Consider the following 17,089-nt stretch of genomic DNA (forward strand, 5'->3'; position numbering starts at 1 on the left):
GAAGGTGTGCCGGACGGCGCGAGAGGCACCGGTGACGGCGGCCGGCTCAGGCGCGGCGCCGGAAGCGGGCGTACGTCTTCTCCGGCTGCGCCATGTAGGTCCAGGGCCACCGGGTGTAGGCGCCGTCCAGCTCGTGGTAGACCCGCGGGGCCACGACACTCTCGGCCGCCAGCGCCAGGGCCATGGCGAAGATGTTGAAGTCCTCCTGCCAGCCCGGGCGCCGCTGGTAGCCGGGGTGGAGGATGCTGCGCTTGGCCGCGTCCCTCAACTCACGCTGGATCTCGGGGGTGTCGAGGCAGTTCTTGTCGTCCGACTCCACCCAGTCCTCGACATGGGCCATGGCGACCACGCAGCCGAGACGGTGGCCGTCGGGAGCGCCGGCGAACGCCTTGCGCGCGAACTCCAGGGCCTGGCCCGGCTCGCCGTGCCACCGGGGCTGGAGGTACGACACCCACTCGAGGTGGGTCGCCAGGTCCAGCGGGTCGCGGCGCAGGGCCGCGCCGAGCCGGGCCTCGTTGACGGCGGTGCCCACCGACATGCCGCGGCCCGAGGTGAGCAGGCGCCGCCAGGGCGTGATCCACTCCGGCCGCAGCTCGGCGGCTTCGAGCAGGTGCTCCTCGGCGATGTGCAGCCGCTCGTGGAAGAGGCGCCACTGCTCCCGCGACACGTCCGAGGCACGCGCGGAGGTGCGCGCCTCCCAGCCCCAGCTGATGTGCCGCGCCCCGGATATCAGCAGGGCCGTCGCCCGGTGTTCCTTGTCCTCCTCGGCAGCCCGGCCGATCCAGTCCTGCAGTCCGTCCACGTCGGACAGCTCGCCCAGCACCTGGTGGTCGCGGCCGAGATCGAAGTGGGCCGACGCCATCTTGACCGCGTCCCAGTCACCCGACTCCGCCGCCACCAGCAGCGCCATCACCCGGGTGTCCCCGAGGAACTGCAGCTTGTACACACCGTTCTGCCTGCGCGGCGCAGGAAGGGCGTACGGGTCCGTCGCCGGTCTCTCCCCGCCCCAGCCGAACAGCTTGCCGAACATGCCGCGCCCTCCCCAGGTTCCGCGTGATCATTCCGGTGCAGCATAAGGGGGCCCACTGACATCGTTTCCACAGGGTTTTCACCGGGGGCGCACGCGGACCGGTCCCGCCGGCCGCGGGACGGACGCGACGACCAGAGGGTTTTCAGCGGCGGTGGACGGGTTTCAGCGACGGTGGACGCTGACCGCGTACCCGCCGCCGTCGTACGGTTCGGCGTCCCAGGTGGCGAACCGGTCGACGAGGGCGAGGCCGGCCTCGGCGCAGAAGTCGTCGTACTCCGCCAGGGTGATGCCGGGCGGCACGGGCAGATGGGCCTCGTCCAGGCCGAAGCCGGCGACCAGCAGACCGCCCGGGCGCAGGGCCGCGGCCAGGCGCCCGACCACGGCGGCCTCGGTGCCGGCGGCGAGCAACGGGAAGATGTTCCCCGCGGCGACCACGAGATCGAAGTCCGCCGCGATACCGAGCCGGCGAGGCTCGAACTCGGCCAGATCGGCCTGGAACCACGGCAGTTGCGGCGCCTGCTCGCGCGCCACCGCCAGCATCGACGCGTCGAGGTCCACACCGACGCAGTCGTACCCGAGCTCCGCGAGCCGGATCATGACCCGCCCGGTACCGCACCCGGCGTCCAGCACCCGCGCTCCGGCCGGTACGAGCGCCGCACAGAACCGCGCCTCACCGTGCACGTCCCTGCCGCTCCGGACGACGGCGGCGAACCGTGCGGCGTACTCCCGTCCGGACGTCCCACCGGTCAGCTCATGCCAGCGACTCATGCGACGAACTATAGGCCGCCGGTGTGCCCGGTCCAGGACGCGCCTGAGGCACCGCGAAGGCACCACGGGGACCAGGACCGTGCGCCCGGGACCACCGGTCCCGGAAGACCGGCGTGCGGGTCCGCCGGCTGCGCCGCCGATCCCGTACGCGCCGCCCCTGCCCGGGGATTCCCTGCGGAGTCGAGACGCGCCCCCGACGCAGCTCCACGGCCCCGCCGCTGCACCGACCGGCCTGCCGACCACCACGGCCAGCACCAGCACCAGCACCAGCGCGCCGACCGGGTGGCCGACCGTCCCTGCGGTCAGCCCGCCGGCCGCCGCCGAGATCACCGACAGCATCATCCAGCCGAACGCGTCGTCGATCATGCCCGCGGCGAGCGTGAGCTGACCGATGTCCCGGTGGACCAGCCCCATGTCCATCAGCGTCTTGGCGATCACCGGTATGGCGCTCACACACATGGCCACGCCCATGAACATCACGAACACCGGGGTGTCGGAGTCCGAGTCGAGCAGGCCGGCCAGCGGGTAGCCGAGCGCGATGCCGAGGCCCAGCGGAACGAGCAGCCCGGCGAGGCTGACCCTCAGCGCGGTGGACCGTCGGCGGCGGATCATCCGCAGGTCCGTCTCCATGCCCGTCAGCCCCACCAGCAGCAGCACCGCGACCTGCCCGACCGCGTCGAGAAGGTGCATCTGCTCCGGCTGCCGGGGCAGCAGCCAGCCGGCCGCGGCGGGGGCGGCCCAGCCGACCAGTGAGGGCCGAGCAGCACCCCCGCGCTCAACTCCCCGACGATGGGCGGCAGTCCCAGCCTTACGGCCAGTCTGCCCGGCACGATCGCCAGGGACAGCAGCACGCCCACCTGGAGCAGGAAGAGCAGCATCGGGTGCGCGCCGATCGGCGGGACCGGCGCGGCCGTCAGGATGTCAGTCACGCGCACCCCGGGAGACGGGCAACGGACGGGTCAACTCGCCGTACTGCCGGAAGCCGTGGAGCAGGGAGCTGTCCCGGTCGAAGCGTTCGACGGACCGCACCACCCCGACGACGATCACGTGGTCGCCGTCAGGGTGGGTGCGCCCGACGGTGCAGTCCGCGATGGCGTGCGCGGCCTCCACCAGGGCGGGGCTGCCGGTCCGGGCGGACGGTTTCCACACCACCCGCTCGAACCGGTCCACCGCGCCGGAGGCGAAGAGCGCCGCCACCGGCTCGGCGTCCCCGTGCAGCAGGTTCACCGCGAACGCGCCGCTGGCGAGCGCCGCGTCCAGGGCCGGGCTCTGGGCGCGCAGACAGACCAGCAGTCTCGGCGGGGCCGTGCTCAGACTGCACAGGGACGAACAGGTCATGCCCCATGGCGGGTCGACGCCGCGCCGGGCGGTGACCACCGACACGCCGGTGGGGAAGCCCGCCATCATCTCGCGGAACTCGCCGTCCATCGGCACCCTCACCTCACCCGTGCCGCCCGGCGCCGGCCCGTGTGTCCCACGCTCATGCGCCGTCACGCATCCTCCGGAAGTACTCGTTCTGGGTGGGCAGGCTCGCCACCAGGGCCCGGGCCTTGTCCTTGATGAGCTGGAACCCGGCGAGCGCGTCCTTCTCGTCGACGGTGTCCCCGATCTTCGCCCCGGTCGCCTGGAGGAAGCGGGCCGGTGCCACGGCCTCGCCGGGCGCGGAGAACCAGCGCCCGGAGAGCATCCGCTGCCCGCTGTCCGCGGCGTCGCCCCGGTACACCACCAGTGGTGTACCGCCCTTGACCCCGGCGACGCTGACCTGCGTCTTGGCGGTGCCGAAGTATGACCCCGTGCCGGACTGCGCCCGGATCGCGGCCGCCACCTTGGCGGGGTCGGGCGGCTTCACCTGTGCCTGCGGGCCGGTCGCGGACCTCGGGGCGCCGCGGCCGCCCTGATCGTTGGCGGGCGATGCCGAGATGGCCGAGCAGTTCCCCGGCGCGGGCGGCGGCCCGGGCCCGGGGCATGCCCGCGAACTGGGCCGGCAGCAGCACGTTGTCGGCGACGGTCAGATCGTCCAGCAGGTTGAAGAACTGGAAGATCATGCCGATCCAGGACCTGCGGTACTTCGCGGATCCGGCCTCGTTCAGCTGGTCCACCCGTACTCCGGCGACGGTCACACCGCCCTCGGTCGGGCGGTCGAGACCGGCGACGAGGTTCAGCAGCGTCGACTTGCCGCTCCCGGACGGGCCCAGCACCGCGACGGCCTCGCCGGGCCGCACGTCCAGATCATCGTCCTCACCACGTACGACCTCGACCAGTACGTCTACGGGGCACTGGCCGTGGGCGCCAGCGGGTTCCGGCTCAAGGACGTCACCCCGGAGCACCTGGCCGCGGCCGTGCGGCTGGTCCGCTCCGGGGATGCGCTGCTCGCGCCGTCCATCACCCGCCGCCTGGTGGAGCGCTTCGCCAGGCCCGCGGGGCGTACGACCGCGCTGCACCGCGACCTGTCCGCGCTCACGCGCAGGGAGCTCGAGGTCCTGGAGTCGCTGGCCCGCGGGCTGACCAACGCGGAGCTGGCCGCCCGGCTCCATCTGAGCGAGGCGACGGTGAAGACGCACGTGACGCACGTCCTCGCCGAACTCCAGCTCCGCGACCGCGCCCAGGCGGTCATCGCCGCGTACGAGACGGGTCTGGTCACCCCCGGCTCGATGGAGCTGCCGCCGAACTGACACCCCCGGGCGAGGCGAGGCCGTCAGGTACCGAAGACCTGGAACTCCGAGATCTGACCGGCCGGCCAGCCGTTGTTCGCCGTGATGTTCACCCGGAAGTACCGCTGGGTGGTCGCGGTGAAGGTGATGGTGACCGTGTTGCCGGTCGTGGGGTCGAAGGTGTACGTGGCCGACGACTTGACGGTGGTGAAGGAGGAGCCGTCGGTGCTGCCCGACAGGGACAGCGTCTGGTTGCGGGCGCCCCAGGTCGCGGGGAGCTGGAGGACTACGCGGCTCGCGCTCTGTGCGGAACCGAGGTCCACCTGCACCCACTGCGGGAAGGCGTTGGCGGCGCTCTCCCAGTAGGTGCCCTGGTTGCCGTCCGTCACGTTCGACGACGGGTACACGTCGGTGTGGCTGGACTCGGTGGTGGCCGCGCCCGCTGCCAGGTTCCTGCTCACCGTGCCGGCGCCGGTGCCGGTCAGCGCGACCGTGGTCGTGCCGTTCGACGCGTTGCCGGCGATGCTGAGATCACCGGTGCGGGTGCCGGACGCGGTGGGCGTGAACGTGACGGCCACCGTGCAGGAGGCGCCTGCCGCGATCGACGTCCCACACGTGTTGGTCTGCGAGAAGTCACCCGTGACCGTGATGCCGGAGACGGTCGCGGCCGCGGTACCGGTGTTGGTCACCGTGACCGTCTGCGCGCTGCTGGCGGTGTTGAGCGCCTGGGTGGGATACGACAGTGACGTCGGGGTCGCCGACAGTGTCGCGTGGGAGGAGCCGCCGTCGCCGGGGAACACCTCGAAGTCCGACAACTGGGCGGCGTTCCAGCCTGTGTTGGCGGTGATGTTCACCCGCACGTATCGCGCCGTGGCGGCGCTGAACGTGAGGGTCACCGTGTTGCCGTTGGCGTTCGGGTCGAAGGTGTACCCGGCCGACGCCTTGATCGTGGAGAAGGTGGAGCCGTCCGTGGATCCCTGCACCGACAGCGTCTGGGTGCGGGCCGACCACGCGGTCGCCGGCGGGAGCTTGAGCACGACCTTGCCGACGCCGTAGTTCTGGCCGAGGTCGACCTGCGCCCACTGCGGGAACGAACCGTTCGTGCCCTCCCAGTAGGTGGAGGCGTCCGGGTCGGTGAGGTTCGAGGCGACGTACGGGCTGTTGCTGGAACTCGCCGTGGCCGGCCGTCCGGCGGCGATGTTCGTGGTGCTGTCGATGCCGCTACCGGACAGGGCGACGACGGTCGGGCTGTTGTTGGCGTTGCTGGTGACGGTCAGGTTGCCGGTGCGCGCTCCGCCCGTGGTGGGCTTGAACCCGACGGTCACCGTGCAGGAGGCGCCGACCGCGAGGGTGGTGCAGTTGTTGGTCTGGCTGAAGTCACCGGTCGCCGTGACGCCCGAGACGGTCGCCGAGGTGGTGCCCGAGTTCGTCACCTTCACCGTCTGTGTGCCGGCCGAGGAGCCGACCACCGTGGCGGCGAAGGCGAGGCTCGCCGGGTCGGTGTTCAGCACCGGGCCCGGCGCGGTGCCGGTGCCGGAGAGGGTGACGGTGTCGGTGATCCCGCCCGCGTTGACGGTCAGGGTGCCGCTCCGGCTGCCGGTCGCCGTCGGCGCGAACTTCACGCTGACGGTGCACGAGCCGTTCGCCGGTACGGACGAGCCGCAGGTGTTGGTCTGGGAGTAGTCACCGCTGGTGGAGATCGACGAGACGGACGCGGCGGTGTTGGTCGGGTTGGAGACCGTCACGGTCTGCGCGTCGCTGGCCGAACCGGTGGGGACCGAACCGAAGTTCAGCGCGCCGGGGGTGGCCGTCACGCCTTCGGACGGGTAGGGCGGGTAGACCGGGGCCGGCCACCCTCCGCAGTACGGCGTGCCGCCGATGCCGGAGTTGCCGCCGCCGTCGGTCACCGTGAAGCTGCCGGTCGAGCAGCTGTACACCGGCGAGGAGTAGCCGACACCGGTGGCCGTGACGTCGGTGAACTTGGCGGCGCCGCCGGTCTGTTCCTGGAGGGCGAAGGTTCCGGTGCCGGCGATGGTCACGGTGTCGAGGCTGACGCCGCTGATGGTGCCCTCGACCCACTGGACCGCCTCGTACGGGCTCTGCTGGATCAGCGCGTTGGTCACGTTGATCGGCCCGGTGATCGCGCCCTGGCTGCCGTCGAACCACAACGCGCCCACGCCGAACTGCCAGTTCGGGTCGAGGCTGCCGTCGCGGATCATGGTGTTGCCGGAGATGGTGGTGGTGCCGACCGGCGTCGACGAGAAGCGCTGCCCCACGTGGATGCCGCCGCCCTGGGTGATGCCGGAGTCCACCACCCGGTTGCCGCTGACGGTGTTGTCGTGGCCGCCGTAGATCGCGATGCCGTTGGCGAGGATCTGGAGCGACACGGTGTTGTCGGAGATCGTGTCGTTGGCGTCGGCGCCGATACCGGAGTCCGCCCAGGTGGCGATGGCGTCGTCGCCGGTGTTGCGGATGTCGCTGTTGGTCACCTTCGAGTTGGTGACCCCGCCGTGGAAGTTGATGCCGTCCGCGGTGGTGTCGCGGATGCGCATCCCGCTGAACGTCAGGCCGTCCATCGGGCCGTCCATCCAGGCGCCGACCTTCAAGTGGTCGATCCACAGGTTGGCGACGGTCGAGTTGCTCATCGCGCCGCCGATGCCGTTGACCTGGGCGCTGTCGTTGCGCTCCTGCACGTTGCCGAAGATCGCGAAGTTCTGCAGGTGCACGCCGGTGCTCGGCGAGGGGGCCGGGTTGCCGTAGAAGCCGGGTGCCGTGCCGGTGACGGTCGAGTACCACATGCCGGCGCCGGCGATCGTGACGTTGTTGACGCTGAGGTGGCCGGGGATGTTGTAGGTGCCCGGCGGGATCCACACCGTGCCGCCGGGGCCTGCCGCGCTGATCGCGGCGTTGAACGCGCTGGTCGCGTCGGTCGCACCGGTCGGGTCGGCGCCCTTGCCGGTCACCGACACCGACCCCGAGGGCGCGGTCAGGGCGGCGCCGACCTGCTCGAAGTCGGCGAAGTCGATGGTGTACGAGGAGGCGGTGTCGCCCGGGTCGACCTGCAGCTTGAAGGTCGTTCCCGCCGGATAGGTGGTGGAGAACAGGCGGTGGGCCTCGTCGAAGAAGTGGTGCGGGTTGCTGCCCGGCGTGTTGGTGAAGGGGTAGCTGCCGTAGTACCAGCTGTAGGCGTTGGTCAGGGTGAAGTCGGGCTGCTTGACGCCGTTGACGTAGAGGGACAGCGCGGCGGTGTAGACCGAGCCGCCCGACGTGTCGGGGATGCTGTACCGGAAGTTGATCGAGTTGGTCGCCACCGGTGTGCTGAACGTGACGTACTGGCCGGTGCCCTGGAGGGTCGTCGCCTTGCGGTACGACGCCTCGTCGGCCAACTGGCCCTGGGTGTAACTCGGTCCGATGGTCGTGCCGTTGGTGGCGGAGTTCTCCGCCTGTACCTCGACGTACGGCAGGCTCGCACCGCTGCCGCCGGTGGCGGCGGTCGCCGCGGCGGCCGGCTGGACGGCCAGCGCGAAGACGCCGGCGACGGTCAGCATCGCGGTGCTGACCGCCCAGACGAGGGCTCGTCTCAGATCTCGGACGGAATGGAACACTTACCACTCCTTTCATCACGGGATGCCCGAACTGTTCCGCCGACACCGCCAGGGGCGGGAGGGGAGACGGAGGATGGTGATGACGCACGGGGGACCGTAATATCGCCGACATGGCTACGCAATAACCAGACAGTGCATTGCAACAATAAAAATTTGACATGCAAGATCTAATGCGGCCTGCTACCCCATGACTACTGACACGACGCACGCGCACAGCGCGCCGACCGCGGCACCAGCAGTCACCCTCCAGACCTCATGCAAGTTTCTTGTCAGATGACGCAAATATCGGATCTGGCGATCCTCCGCAGGGCAGGAGTGCGGAATATTGCCCCGTGCGGTGGGAACAGCCGGTCCGGCCGACGATGTTGCACCGGCCGAGGGGGCCCGCACAGGTGCCCGCCGCGGACTCGGACCGAGACCTTGTCATACAGGAGGACTGTTATATGAACGACCGGCCCTTGACGCTCATGGCGGTACACGCCCACCCCGACGACGAGGCCACCGGAACGGGCGGCGTCCTCGCGCGGTACGCGGCGGAGGGCATCCGCACGGTCCTCGTGACGTGTACCGACGGCGCTTGCGGCGACGGACCGGGGGGCGTCAAGCCGGGCGATCCCGGGCACGATCCGGTCGCCGTCGCCGCGATGCGCCGTCAGGAACTCGAGGCGAGCTGCGATGTCCTGAAGATCAGCCATCTGGAGATGCTGGACTACGCCGACTCCGGAATGATGGGCTGGCCGGCGAACGACGCCCCCGGATCCTTCTGGCGGACGCCCGTGGCGGAGGGCGCTGCCCGGCTCGCGGAACTCCTGCGTCGCTACCGCCCCGATGTGGTCGTCACCTATGACGAGAACGGCTTCTACGGCCACCCCGACCACATCCAGGCCAACCGCATCACGATGGCGGCGCTGGCGATGACCGAGCCGACGCCGAAGGTGTACTGGACGACGGCACCGCGTTCGATGATGCAGCGGTTCGGGGAGATCATGCGCGAGTTCGGTGCGGACGTACCGGAGCCGGATCCGGCGGAGGCCGCCGCGATCGCGGAGATCGGGCTCCCCGACGAGGAGATCACCACCTGGGTGGACACCACCGCGTTCGGGGGCCAGAAGTTCGACGCACTGGCCGCGCATGCCAGCCAGGGCGAGAACATCTTCTTCCTCAAGATGGGCCGCGAGAGGTTCACCGAGCTGATGGGCGTGGAGACCTTCGTCCGTGTCCAGGACACCACCGGCGCGGCCGTACCCGAGAACGACCTCTTCGCCGGACTGCGCTGACCCGCCCGCCCGCGGGGCTGCCGGTCTCTTCCGCCCCTTCGAGGACGGCGGCCTCGGCCTCCTCGAAGGGCCCGGCGAAAAAATGCCGAACCCGGGGGCTGCACCCGCGCCGGGACGATACCAAAGGCCCAGGTCAGGGACGTAGGAAGTGGTGGTAACCCCCCGGAGGCCCGGAGGCGGTCCCCCTGCGGATCCGGTGGCTGGCCCGCTGTCGGCGCGGAGCGGCCGTGCCCAGACTCGGCGGCATGACGTTCTCCATCGACGCTCCCGTCGCGCCCGCCGTCCCTGGCCGCCCCTCCGGTCCCGGCAGCGATTTCGCCAGACTCTCCCGACGCATCGGCGAGGCGGGTCTGCTGGACCGGCGCCCGGGCTACTACACGGTGCGGCTCGGCACGGTGATCGCGGCTCTGCTGGGCGGCGCGGCGGCCTTCCTCGCGCTCGGCGACAGCTGGTGGCAGCTGGCTCTCGCCGCCGCCATGGCCCTCGTGTTCGGCCAAGTGGCGCTCGTGGCCCACGATCTGGCGCACCGTCAGGTCTTCCGTCGGCGCCGACCGAGCGAGACGTGGGGGCGCCTCTTCGGCAATCTCGCCATCGGCATGAGCTACGGGTGGTGGATGAACAAGCACACCCGTCACCACGCCAACCCCAACCACGAGGAGCTCGACCCCGACGTCGCTCCGGACATCCTGGTGTGGTCCACCGACCAGGCACGCAACAGCAACGGCCCGGCCCGCCTCATCGGCGGCCACCAGGCGTTCCTGTTCTTCCCGCTGCTGACGCTGGAGGGCTTCAACCTGCACGTGTCGAGCGTGCGGGCGCTGCGCTCGCCGTCCATGAAGAACCGGCTGACCGAGGGCGTACTGCTCCTCCTGCACTTCGCGGCATACCTGTCCGCGCTGTTCCTGGTGCTCTCCCCCGGCAAGGCCGTGGCGTTCCTCGCCGTGCACCAGTGTCTCTTCGGTGTCTATCTCGGCTGTACGTTCGCCCCGAACCACAAGGGCATGCCCACCTTCACCGGCGACGAGCGGCCCGACTTCCTGCGCCGCCAGGTGCTCACCTCCCGCAACGTGAAGGGCGGTCGGCTCACGGACGTACTGCTCGGCGGGCTCAACTACCAGATCGAACACCACCTGTTCCCGAGCATGCCCACACCTCACCTGCGACGCGCCCAGGTGATCGTGCGCGAGTACTGCGCAGAGATCGGTGTGCCGTACCACGAGACCGGTCTGCTCCGGTCCTACCGCGAGGCCCTCGCCCACCTGCACCGGGTGGGAGAACCCATCCGGCGCCGACGCAGGGCGGCTTGACGGTGAAGGCGCGGGGCCGGCCGGGCGCCGCCGCCGAGGAGGCCGGGGCCTGTCCTCGACGAGCGGCATCCTGGCCGGCACCGCCTACCGTCTGCCGCCGGCCTGACGGCCCGGCCTCACCTCAGGTGCCGGGCGAAGAACCGGTTCCCGTCCTCCAGCTCGAACCACGGGGTGCCGGTGTGCCCGCCGAGATTGGCGTGCAGCGTCTTCTCCTTGCTGCCGAAGGCGTCGAACAGGTCGAGGGCCCGCTGCCGGGGGTTGCCTTCGTCGTCCCACTGGAGCAGGAACAGCAGGGGCACGGTGACCTGCCGGGCCTCCTCGCGCTGGGCGCGCGGCACGTATCCCCCGGCGAAGAGACCGGCGGCCGCGATGCGCGGCTCGACCGCCGCGAGGCGGATGCCGACGGCGGTCCACCCGGAGTACCCGACCGGGCCGCCGGTCTCGGGCAGCGCGAGGAGGGCGTCCAGGGTGGTCCGCCATTCCGGCACCGCGTTCTCGACCAGCGGGCCGACGAAGGACTCGAAGATCTCGTCGACGGGTTCGCCGGCCTGCATCGCGCGGCGGAGGTCGGCGCGGGCCTGCTCGCCGGCGGCGGAACGGGGCCGGTCGCCGCATCCGGTGGCGTCGATGGAGGCCACCGCGTAGCCGTACGCCGCGGTCCTCCGGGCCCGGGCCACCAGCCGGGGCTCGCTCTTGGGCAGGCCGTTGTTGTGGGCCATCAGGATCAGCGGAGCCGGTGTGGCGGATTCCGGCGTCCACAGGGTGCCGGGGATCTCGCCGAGGATGAACTCGCGTTCGAGGACACCGTCGTCGAGGCGCCGTTCGGAAGTGAAGTGCATGGTCGTGCCTTTCGGGAGTGCGCTTGAACGGCGCTCCCGGACGGCCTATCGTCCGACCGCGACCCCGGAGGGGAGCACCCATGTCGATACTGCGTTCACGGGTACCACCTCCTCTTCTCCGGCACGGCCACCGGAAAGCTAGCAGCGGTCGCCGTGGTCCGCCAACGGGTTTCAGCTCAGGGTGTCCAGCAGGGCGGTGACGTAGGCGTTCAGCCGCCCCTCCACCGTCCGCGTCGTCAGTTCCGTCCTGCCCGCCTCCTGCCACGGCCGCGCCACCCACCGCATCTGCCCCGCGAACCCCAGGGCGTCCAGCAGCCGCCAGTGGAGCCGTTCGCCCGCGGCCGCGGCAAGCACCCCGCCGGCCTCCTCGTACGCCTCGGCGAACCGCAGACCCCACGCCGGGCCGTGCAGCATCGCGAGATTGGTGGAGCAGTGCGCCACATCGATGTCCGCCGGGCCCCAGGAGGTCTGCACCCAGTCGACGACCCCGGTGATCCGGGGACCGGCCAGGCCTGGTGGCGGCACATCGAACAAAACGTTGCCGGGGTGGAAGTCCCGGTGCAGGAACCGCCCTTCATAGCGGGGCGCCGGCTTGCGGATGACGTCCGTCGCCGCGGCCCATGCCGCCGTGTCGGCGCCGTCCGGCGGGACGACGGCGTCGGCGGTCGTCCACGCCTGGTACTCCCGGGGACGCACGGCGGGCCGCAGCGCGTGGATCGCCACGAGCTGACGGGCCAGCAGGGGGACGCGTGCCTCCAGTCCGCGGTCGTCGAGGACCGTCCGGCCCGGCAGATGCGTCATCAGGAGTGACGGGTACTCGCAGTGCGCGGCGGCCGGGTCGACCGCGACCGGTCCGGGGGCCGGCACGTCTGTCCCCGCGAGCAGGGCGAGGACGCCCGCCTCGCGGTTCAGCAGGTCCTCGGCGTGCTCCACGAACCCCGGGTCGACGAAGGTCCGCAGCACCAGGTCGCGGGTGCCGCCGTCCCGCGTGCCGATGGTCAGCCGCCGCATCTCGGCGGTGATGCCCCCGTGCAGTGCCTCGGTTGCGACGACCCGTTCGCCGGCCGCCAGATGGCGGCCGACCCAGGCCAGTGCCAACGGCCGGACGGCCCCTGCCTCATCGTGGTCGGACACCGTGCCACCCCATCATCCGGACGGGGGCACGCGCAAAGGCTTTCCGGACGGGCGCGGTGCACGCCCGGCCGCGTCGCCGGGCGTGTGGGGCGCTTCGCTACGGTCGCAGGGCGGCGGCGCCCGCCCGCACCATCGCGGACACCGGTGACCTTGCCCATTGCACGAGGTCACGCGGCAAACCGGTGTCGAGCTCGATGGTCAACCGCACGTAGCGGGTGTGCAGCCGGGTCACTTTGACGGGACGCGGTACGACCGCGTCCGGCCCGCGCTGCAATGCGGCTCGGTAGGTGTCCTTGCGCTGGTTCATGCCGGGTCCTGTCGCTTGATGAGTTCGTCTGCGAGGTCCATGTACGCCGAGCCCTTGACCTGCACCTGGCTTCCGAACGACTGGGCGTACAGGTCGAGCCGGGGAATGTGGGTGGACAACACGTCGAAACCCCGCTCGGTGAGGGCTTCGCGGGCGTCGGCGTCGGGACCCGTACGCGTGGCGTCGGCCCGGTTCGTCCGGTTCAGCAGCACGGCGGCGTGGGCGGGCTGGGCGCGCAGGGACTGTACGTCGCCCATCTCGCCGCCGATGGGCGCCATGCGGTCCAGCTCGATGGGAGCCGGAGTGACCGGCACGATCCATTCGCTCGCGTATCTCATGATGCTGCGGGCGATGTGCGCGTGGTCCTCCAGTTGCGGGGCATCGAACACGACGGCCTGCCGGTCGCCCAGGAAGTCGTTCACGCGCCGGTGCACATCGCCCACCGGAAGGGCGACCACCGGAAACGGGAAGCCGCCTGCCAGTTCGCTCCAGCGCAGCGCGGAGGAGGCGGGGTCACTGTCGACCAGCAGCGGTGGGATGCCCGACTCGTGGAGTGCGTGGGCCAACCAGACTGCGCTGGTCGTCTTTCCCACCCCGGGCTTCAGGTTCACGAAGGCGTAACTCAGCGACACACGGGCCAACGTACGGGCGCGAACGGCCGTCGGCGGTCGACTCGGGGCGCGGAGTGCCACCGTTCACCCTGCGGCGCCGGTGAATCATTCGTATGGGCCAGTGCGGAGGCCGGCCACCGCATCGCCCGGTCAGGCCCCGGCGTGCACGAAGGCCGCCCACAGAAAGGGGGCCTGCGGTGTCCGGTCGCGCAGCCTGCGTACCGCCCGGTGCAGGGCGAACGCGGCCCGGTCACTGTCGAAGACACCTTCTTCGTTCCGTATCTCCGTGTAGAAGTGGTCCGCGATCTGCACGGCTCTGGCGTCGCTGATCTCCCACTGGGTGCCGACGACGTGCGGAAAACCGGCCAGCTGGAACGCGGACACCAGGTGGATCGCCTCGTCGGCGAGCTGCGGGGAACCGCCGAAAGCGGTCCGGCACGCCGACAGATAGGCCAGCTGAGCCCGATCGAGGCGTAGGGGGGCGAGTCCGGCGACTGTGAACGGCGCCGTCTCGTGGTCCAGGAGGAACAGCCGGCTGCTGGACGGGTCGTCGGCGCGGGCCTCGCCGTGGCAGGAGAAGTGCGCCACTGTGCAGCCGGGCAGGTGGGCCATCACGTTGTCCCTGGTCGGGAGGCGGTCTCCGGTGGCGTTTCCGTTCCCCTTCGCGTCCGGGGAGAGAACGACCGGTCGCGGCAGACGGCTGCTGACCTTCTCGACCTCCTGCCGGACCTTGTGCAGCGGTGGTGCGCCGGGCGTGACGGGCATGGCGACGATCAGCGACCGGTCCTCCTCCGCGGCCGTTCCCGCCCCGTCCGCCCCGGCCGTCCTGGCGGCCGTCGCCGATGCCCGTGCCCGCTGTGTCTCGCGTCGGCGCCGGGCGTGGCTCAGCGCCCGGACGGTGGGCGTGTGGGAGGAGACCACGCGGTCCATGACCGTGCGCCGTCCCCCTGCCGAAGCCGCGCCGGGCGGGTCGGCGTGATGACCGGCCGCGTGCACCGGCAGCAGTCCCAGCACTCCGCCGGTCGCCCACCACACCCGGGGCCACGGCGTGCCGGGCGCCGGTTCGGCGGTGTGGCCCAGCGCCTCCAGGACCGGCCCTGTCGCACGGTCCCAGAGCCATTCCAGGACACCTCGCAGTGACTTCTGTGCCTCCTGGATCTGCTGCCGGGACGACTCCGTGTCCCCGGCGACCGCCAGGGCACGGTGGCAGAGGCGGATCTGTTCCAGCAGGTCGTCCCAGGTGAGCCGGGGCAAGGGGAGAGCGGTGACGTCCGTCCCGTGGAGCAGCAGGGCGTCGCTGCGATAGCGGCTGACGGCGAAGGCCACGACCGCACCCTCCCGGGCCTCGTCGAGGAGGTCGGAGAGGGCGGGAGGACGGGCGAACGAGGCGAAGCCGTCCAGCTCGCGGATACCGGCGAGGAGATCGGTGAGACCGGCCGCCCACCGGCGGCGGTCGGCCGGGGCACCGGACTGTCCGTCCAGCAGGGCTCGCAGCCGGATGAACCGCTCCGCCAGATCCGCATGTCGCTCACGGAGTTCGGTCAGGTCGCCCCGCACGTCGAGGGCCTGGCCGAGGAGGACCGCCCGCCCGCCCTCCAGCAACCGCAGCGCCCGCACGGCCCGTTCTCTCTCTTCCCCTGCGCCGCCCCCGGCCAGAGCGAGTGAGGCTGCTTCGCCCGCCAGGCCGGCCGTACGGCCGAGTTCGTACTGCTGATCGCCTCGCTCCTGCTGCCCGGGGGCCACTTGAGGAAGCAGGCGGACGGCGAGTTCCAGCAGTTCGGCGGCGCGCCCGGGATCGGCGGGCACGGTCAGGTCGGCCGCGCTGCGAGCGGCGTAGACGCGCAGCGAGGGTGCCGCTGTCTCCGTCCGGGCGGCGTCGGTGAAGACCGAGACGGCTTCGCGGAGGTCCTCGTCCGCCGTCGTACCGGCCGTGTCCGCGGGACCCGTCGCCGTCTCCGTGCCGTCCGCCGCGCTGTCCCCGGGGCCACTGTCCTGCCGCGTCCTCAGATGGCGGAGACGGAGCGCGAGGCCGAGATTGGAGGAGACCCCGGCCGTGTCGGGGTGGTCCGGGGACAGCAGGCCGACGGCGTCCCTGCCTTTCTCGATGGCCTCGTCCAGGTCGGTGAGATCACCGCGCCCCTCGTACCGCTTCCGCAGCGCCAGACCGAGATTGGACAGCCGGGCGGCCCGCTCGGCGTGATCGGAGGGCGTGCGGATCAGGGCTTCCCGGCTCGCCTCGATCGACTCGTCGATGTACTCCGCGCCGCGTTCCCGGCGCTCTGCGTCCCCCTCCCCGTCCTCCTCGCGTCGTCCTTCCCGGTCCCCTTCCTGGAAGAGTTCGTACCGTGTCCGCAGCACGAGGCCGAGGTTGGACAGGAACCCGGCACGTTCGGGGTCGTCCGCCGGGGTGAGCCGAACCGCCTCTTTCGCGGCGTCGACGGCGTCGTGCACATCCCTCTCCCGGGCGTCCGTCTCCCCGCGCCCGGCTCGTCGGCGGAGCGCGACGACGAGACCGTTGAGCATGGTGGCCCGGTCGGGGTGGTCGACGGGGGCACGGTCCACGGCCGCTCTGGCCGTACGGACCGCCTCGTCGAGATCCCCGGCCATACCGTCCCTGCCGAAGCGGACGGCCTGGGCGATGCCGAGGTTGGTGAGTACGGCGGGGCGGTCGGGGTGCCCCTCGGGGGTGCGGGCGACGGCCTCTTCGCCGGCCTGGATCGCTTCTTCCAGGTCTGCCGGCCGGCCGCCGTGCTCGTACCGTTTGCGGAGCGCCTGTCCGAGGTTGGAGTGACGGCGGGCGAGAGCGGGATGGCCGGCCGGGGTGAGACGGACCGCCTCCCACGCCGCGTCGACGGCGGCGTCCAGATCTTCCGGAACTGCCTGGGTACCGAAGCGCTGCAGGAGGGCGGTCGCCAGGTTCGTCAGCATGACGTCCCGGTCGGGATGGTCACCCGGGGCCACGTCGAGGATACGGCGCCACCGGCGGACGGCCCGATCGGGAAGGCCGGGGTCGGCGGAGCGGAGGACCTGCTCCAGCAGGGCCGTGGCCTCCACGATCGCCCGGTGGATCAGCAGCGGGCGGAGCGGGTCGGGGAGAGAGGTCACGCCGGCGAGCAGGCAGGGGGTGAACATGACCGCGGCGGCGTCGAGTTCCCGCTCTTCCGCAGGCCGGTCGCCGGGCAGGGCACGGTAGCGGTACCAGTGGAGCCAACCGAGGCGGTAACGGGCGATGAGCGCGGCCTTCCGGTCCTCCTCGGGGCCGCCGGTGCCGCCGTTCTCGTTGTCGTAGCCGTGCGGGTCCAGCAGGGCGGCCAGCCGGAGGGCCTCGTCCTGTGCGCCGGGCTCCAGAACGGGGGCGAGATCCCGGGACTCGGCCACTCTGCGCAGCCGTTCCGCCACCATCGCGCTCAGCTCGTCCCGTGTCACCGCGCCCCGCCCCTCGTCGCGACGTCCCCGTACGCAGTCCTCGCACATGGCGCGCTGTGGACCCCGCTGTTCGCCCGGTACGCATACCCGGCCCGCGCCCCTCGCCAACCCCATGGTGGCCCGGACGTACCGGT

The 17,089-nt window shown here is 71.5% G+C and carries 14 protein-coding genes and 2 pseudogenes; 3 read left to right on the top strand and 13 right to left on the bottom strand.

The genetic code is table 11. The features are described 5' to 3' along the window. Nucleotides 1-46 precede the first annotated feature (46 nt). The 7 genes and pseudogenes from ACFY6U_RS12790 to ACFY6U_RS12820 all read right to left on the bottom strand — a co-directional run. Nucleotides 47-1,030: a hypothetical protein gene (locus ACFY6U_RS12790; protein WP_390037409.1), complete on the bottom strand. Its 984-nt coding sequence runs from the start codon at nt 1,028-1,030 to the stop codon at nt 47-49. Between the two features lie 162 nt (nt 1,031-1,192). Further along, entirely contained in the window at nt 1,193-1,798 is a 606-nt protein-coding gene (locus ACFY6U_RS12795) for a class I SAM-dependent methyltransferase (RefSeq protein WP_390037667.1), read from the bottom strand. Between the two features lie 291 nt (nt 1,799-2,089). Beyond that, nucleotides 2,090-2,488, bottom strand: a pseudogene (locus tag ACFY6U_RS12800) (cation:proton antiporter); the annotation flags it as partial. After that, a complete protein-coding gene (locus ACFY6U_RS12805; protein WP_390037411.1) occupies nt 2,434-2,727 on the bottom strand; it encodes a hypothetical protein in 294 nt (97 codons plus the stop codon). The pseudogene ACFY6U_RS12800 and the gene ACFY6U_RS12805, both read right to left, overlap by 55 nt. Continuing rightward, the gene (locus ACFY6U_RS12810; protein ID WP_390037413.1) at nt 2,720-3,226 is read right to left on the bottom strand and encodes a flavin reductase family protein; all 507 of its coding nucleotides are present in this window, start codon (nt 3,224-3,226) and stop codon (nt 2,720-2,722) included. Before ACFY6U_RS12810 ends, ACFY6U_RS12805 begins: the two co-directional genes overlap by 8 nt. A 52-nt stretch (nt 3,227-3,278) precedes the next feature. Continuing rightward, nucleotides 3,279-3,647: a hypothetical protein gene (locus ACFY6U_RS12815; RefSeq protein WP_390037415.1), complete on the bottom strand. Its 369-nt coding sequence runs from the start codon at nt 3,645-3,647 to the stop codon at nt 3,279-3,281. Between the two features lie 109 nt (nt 3,648-3,756). After that, nucleotides 3,757-3,996: pseudogene (locus tag ACFY6U_RS12820) on the bottom strand (ATP-binding cassette domain-containing protein); the annotation flags it as partial. Between ACFY6U_RS12820 and ACFY6U_RS12825 the strand changes: the two are divergent. Continuing rightward, nucleotides 3,889-4,470 (top strand): LuxR C-terminal-related transcriptional regulator, encoded by a 582-nt coding sequence (locus ACFY6U_RS12825; protein WP_390037668.1) that lies wholly within the window; start codon nt 3,889-3,891, stop codon nt 4,468-4,470. The pseudogene ACFY6U_RS12820 and the gene ACFY6U_RS12825 overlap by 108 nt on opposite strands. Before the next feature lie 23 nt (nt 4,471-4,493). On the opposite strand, the gene ACFY6U_RS12830 is transcribed toward ACFY6U_RS12825, so the two are convergent. Further along, nucleotides 4,494-8,054 (bottom strand): choice-of-anchor D domain-containing protein, encoded by a 3,561-nt coding sequence (locus ACFY6U_RS12830; RefSeq protein ID WP_390037417.1) that lies wholly within the window; start codon nt 8,052-8,054, stop codon nt 4,494-4,496. A gap of 443 nt (nt 8,055-8,497) precedes the next feature. On the opposite strand from ACFY6U_RS12830, the gene ACFY6U_RS12835 reads away from it, so the two are divergent. Both ACFY6U_RS12835 and ACFY6U_RS12840 read left to right on the top strand, forming a co-directional pair. Then, a complete protein-coding gene (locus tag ACFY6U_RS12835; protein ID WP_390037419.1) occupies nt 8,498-9,331 on the top strand; it encodes a PIG-L family deacetylase in 834 nt (277 codons plus the stop codon). A gap of 245 nt (nt 9,332-9,576) precedes the next feature. Then, nucleotides 9,577-10,638 carry a fatty acid desaturase family protein gene (locus ACFY6U_RS12840; protein ID WP_390037421.1) on the top strand — a complete coding sequence of 354 codons (1,062 nt, stop codon included), beginning with the start codon at nt 9,577-9,579 and terminating at the stop codon, nt 10,636-10,638. 116 nt (nt 10,639-10,754) lie between these two features. On the opposite strand, the gene ACFY6U_RS12845 is transcribed toward ACFY6U_RS12840, so the two are convergent. The 5 genes from ACFY6U_RS12845 to ACFY6U_RS12865 form a co-directional block, all read right to left on the bottom strand. Further along, nucleotides 10,755-11,477: a dienelactone hydrolase family protein gene (locus ACFY6U_RS12845; protein WP_390037423.1), complete on the bottom strand. Its 723-nt coding sequence runs from the start codon at nt 11,475-11,477 to the stop codon at nt 10,755-10,757. Between the two features lie 171 nt (nt 11,478-11,648). Then, on the bottom strand, nt 11,649-12,611 hold the full coding sequence (locus ACFY6U_RS12850) for a phosphotransferase family protein (protein WP_390037425.1): 963 nt from the start codon (nt 12,609-12,611) through the stop codon (nt 11,649-11,651). 97 nt (nt 12,612-12,708) lie between these two features. Then, entirely contained in the window at nt 12,709-12,918 is a 210-nt protein-coding gene (locus tag ACFY6U_RS12855) for a hypothetical protein (RefSeq protein ID WP_351500176.1), read from the bottom strand. Then, the gene (locus ACFY6U_RS12860) at nt 12,915-13,550 is read right to left on the bottom strand and encodes a ParA family protein (RefSeq protein WP_351500174.1); all 636 of its coding nucleotides are present in this window, start codon (nt 13,548-13,550) and stop codon (nt 12,915-12,917) included. Before ACFY6U_RS12860 ends, ACFY6U_RS12855 begins: the two co-directional genes overlap by 4 nt. Before the next feature lie 129 nt (nt 13,551-13,679). Then, nucleotides 13,680-16,955 (bottom strand): CHAT domain-containing protein, encoded by a 3,276-nt coding sequence (locus ACFY6U_RS12865; protein ID WP_390037428.1) that lies wholly within the window; start codon nt 16,953-16,955, stop codon nt 13,680-13,682. Nucleotides 16,956-17,089 lie beyond the last annotated feature (134 nt).

This window comes from Streptomyces sp. NPDC013157 (assembly GCF_042899865.1).
Classification (GTDB): domain Bacteria; phylum Actinomycetota; class Actinomycetes; order Streptomycetales; family Streptomycetaceae; genus Streptomyces.

What these genes read in the sequence shown, in the direction of transcription:
- ACFY6U_RS12840 (WP_390037421.1), top strand. Translation starts at nt 9,577, where the DNA reads ATGACGTTCTCCATCGACGCTCCCGTCGCGCCCGCCGTCCCTGGCCGC.
- ACFY6U_RS12810 (WP_390037413.1), bottom strand. Translation starts at nt 3,226, where the DNA reads ATGGACGGCGAGTTCCGCGAGATGATGGCGGGCTTCCCCACCGGCGTG.
- ACFY6U_RS12790 (WP_390037409.1), bottom strand. Translation starts at nt 1,030, where the DNA reads ATGTTCGGCAAGCTGTTCGGCTGGGGCGGGGAGAGACCGGCGACGGAC.
- ACFY6U_RS12855 (WP_351500176.1), bottom strand. Translation starts at nt 12,918, where the DNA reads ATGAACCAGCGCAAGGACACCTACCGAGCCGCATTGCAGCGCGGGCCG.
- ACFY6U_RS12795 (WP_390037667.1), bottom strand. Translation starts at nt 1,798, where the DNA reads ATGAGTCGCTGGCATGAGCTGACCGGTGGGACGTCCGGACGGGAGTAC.
- ACFY6U_RS12835 (WP_390037419.1), top strand. Translation starts at nt 8,498, where the DNA reads ATGAACGACCGGCCCTTGACGCTCATGGCGGTACACGCCCACCCCGAC.
- ACFY6U_RS12845 (WP_390037423.1), bottom strand. Translation starts at nt 11,477, where the DNA reads ATGCACTTCACTTCCGAACGGCGCCTCGACGACGGTGTCCTCGAACGC.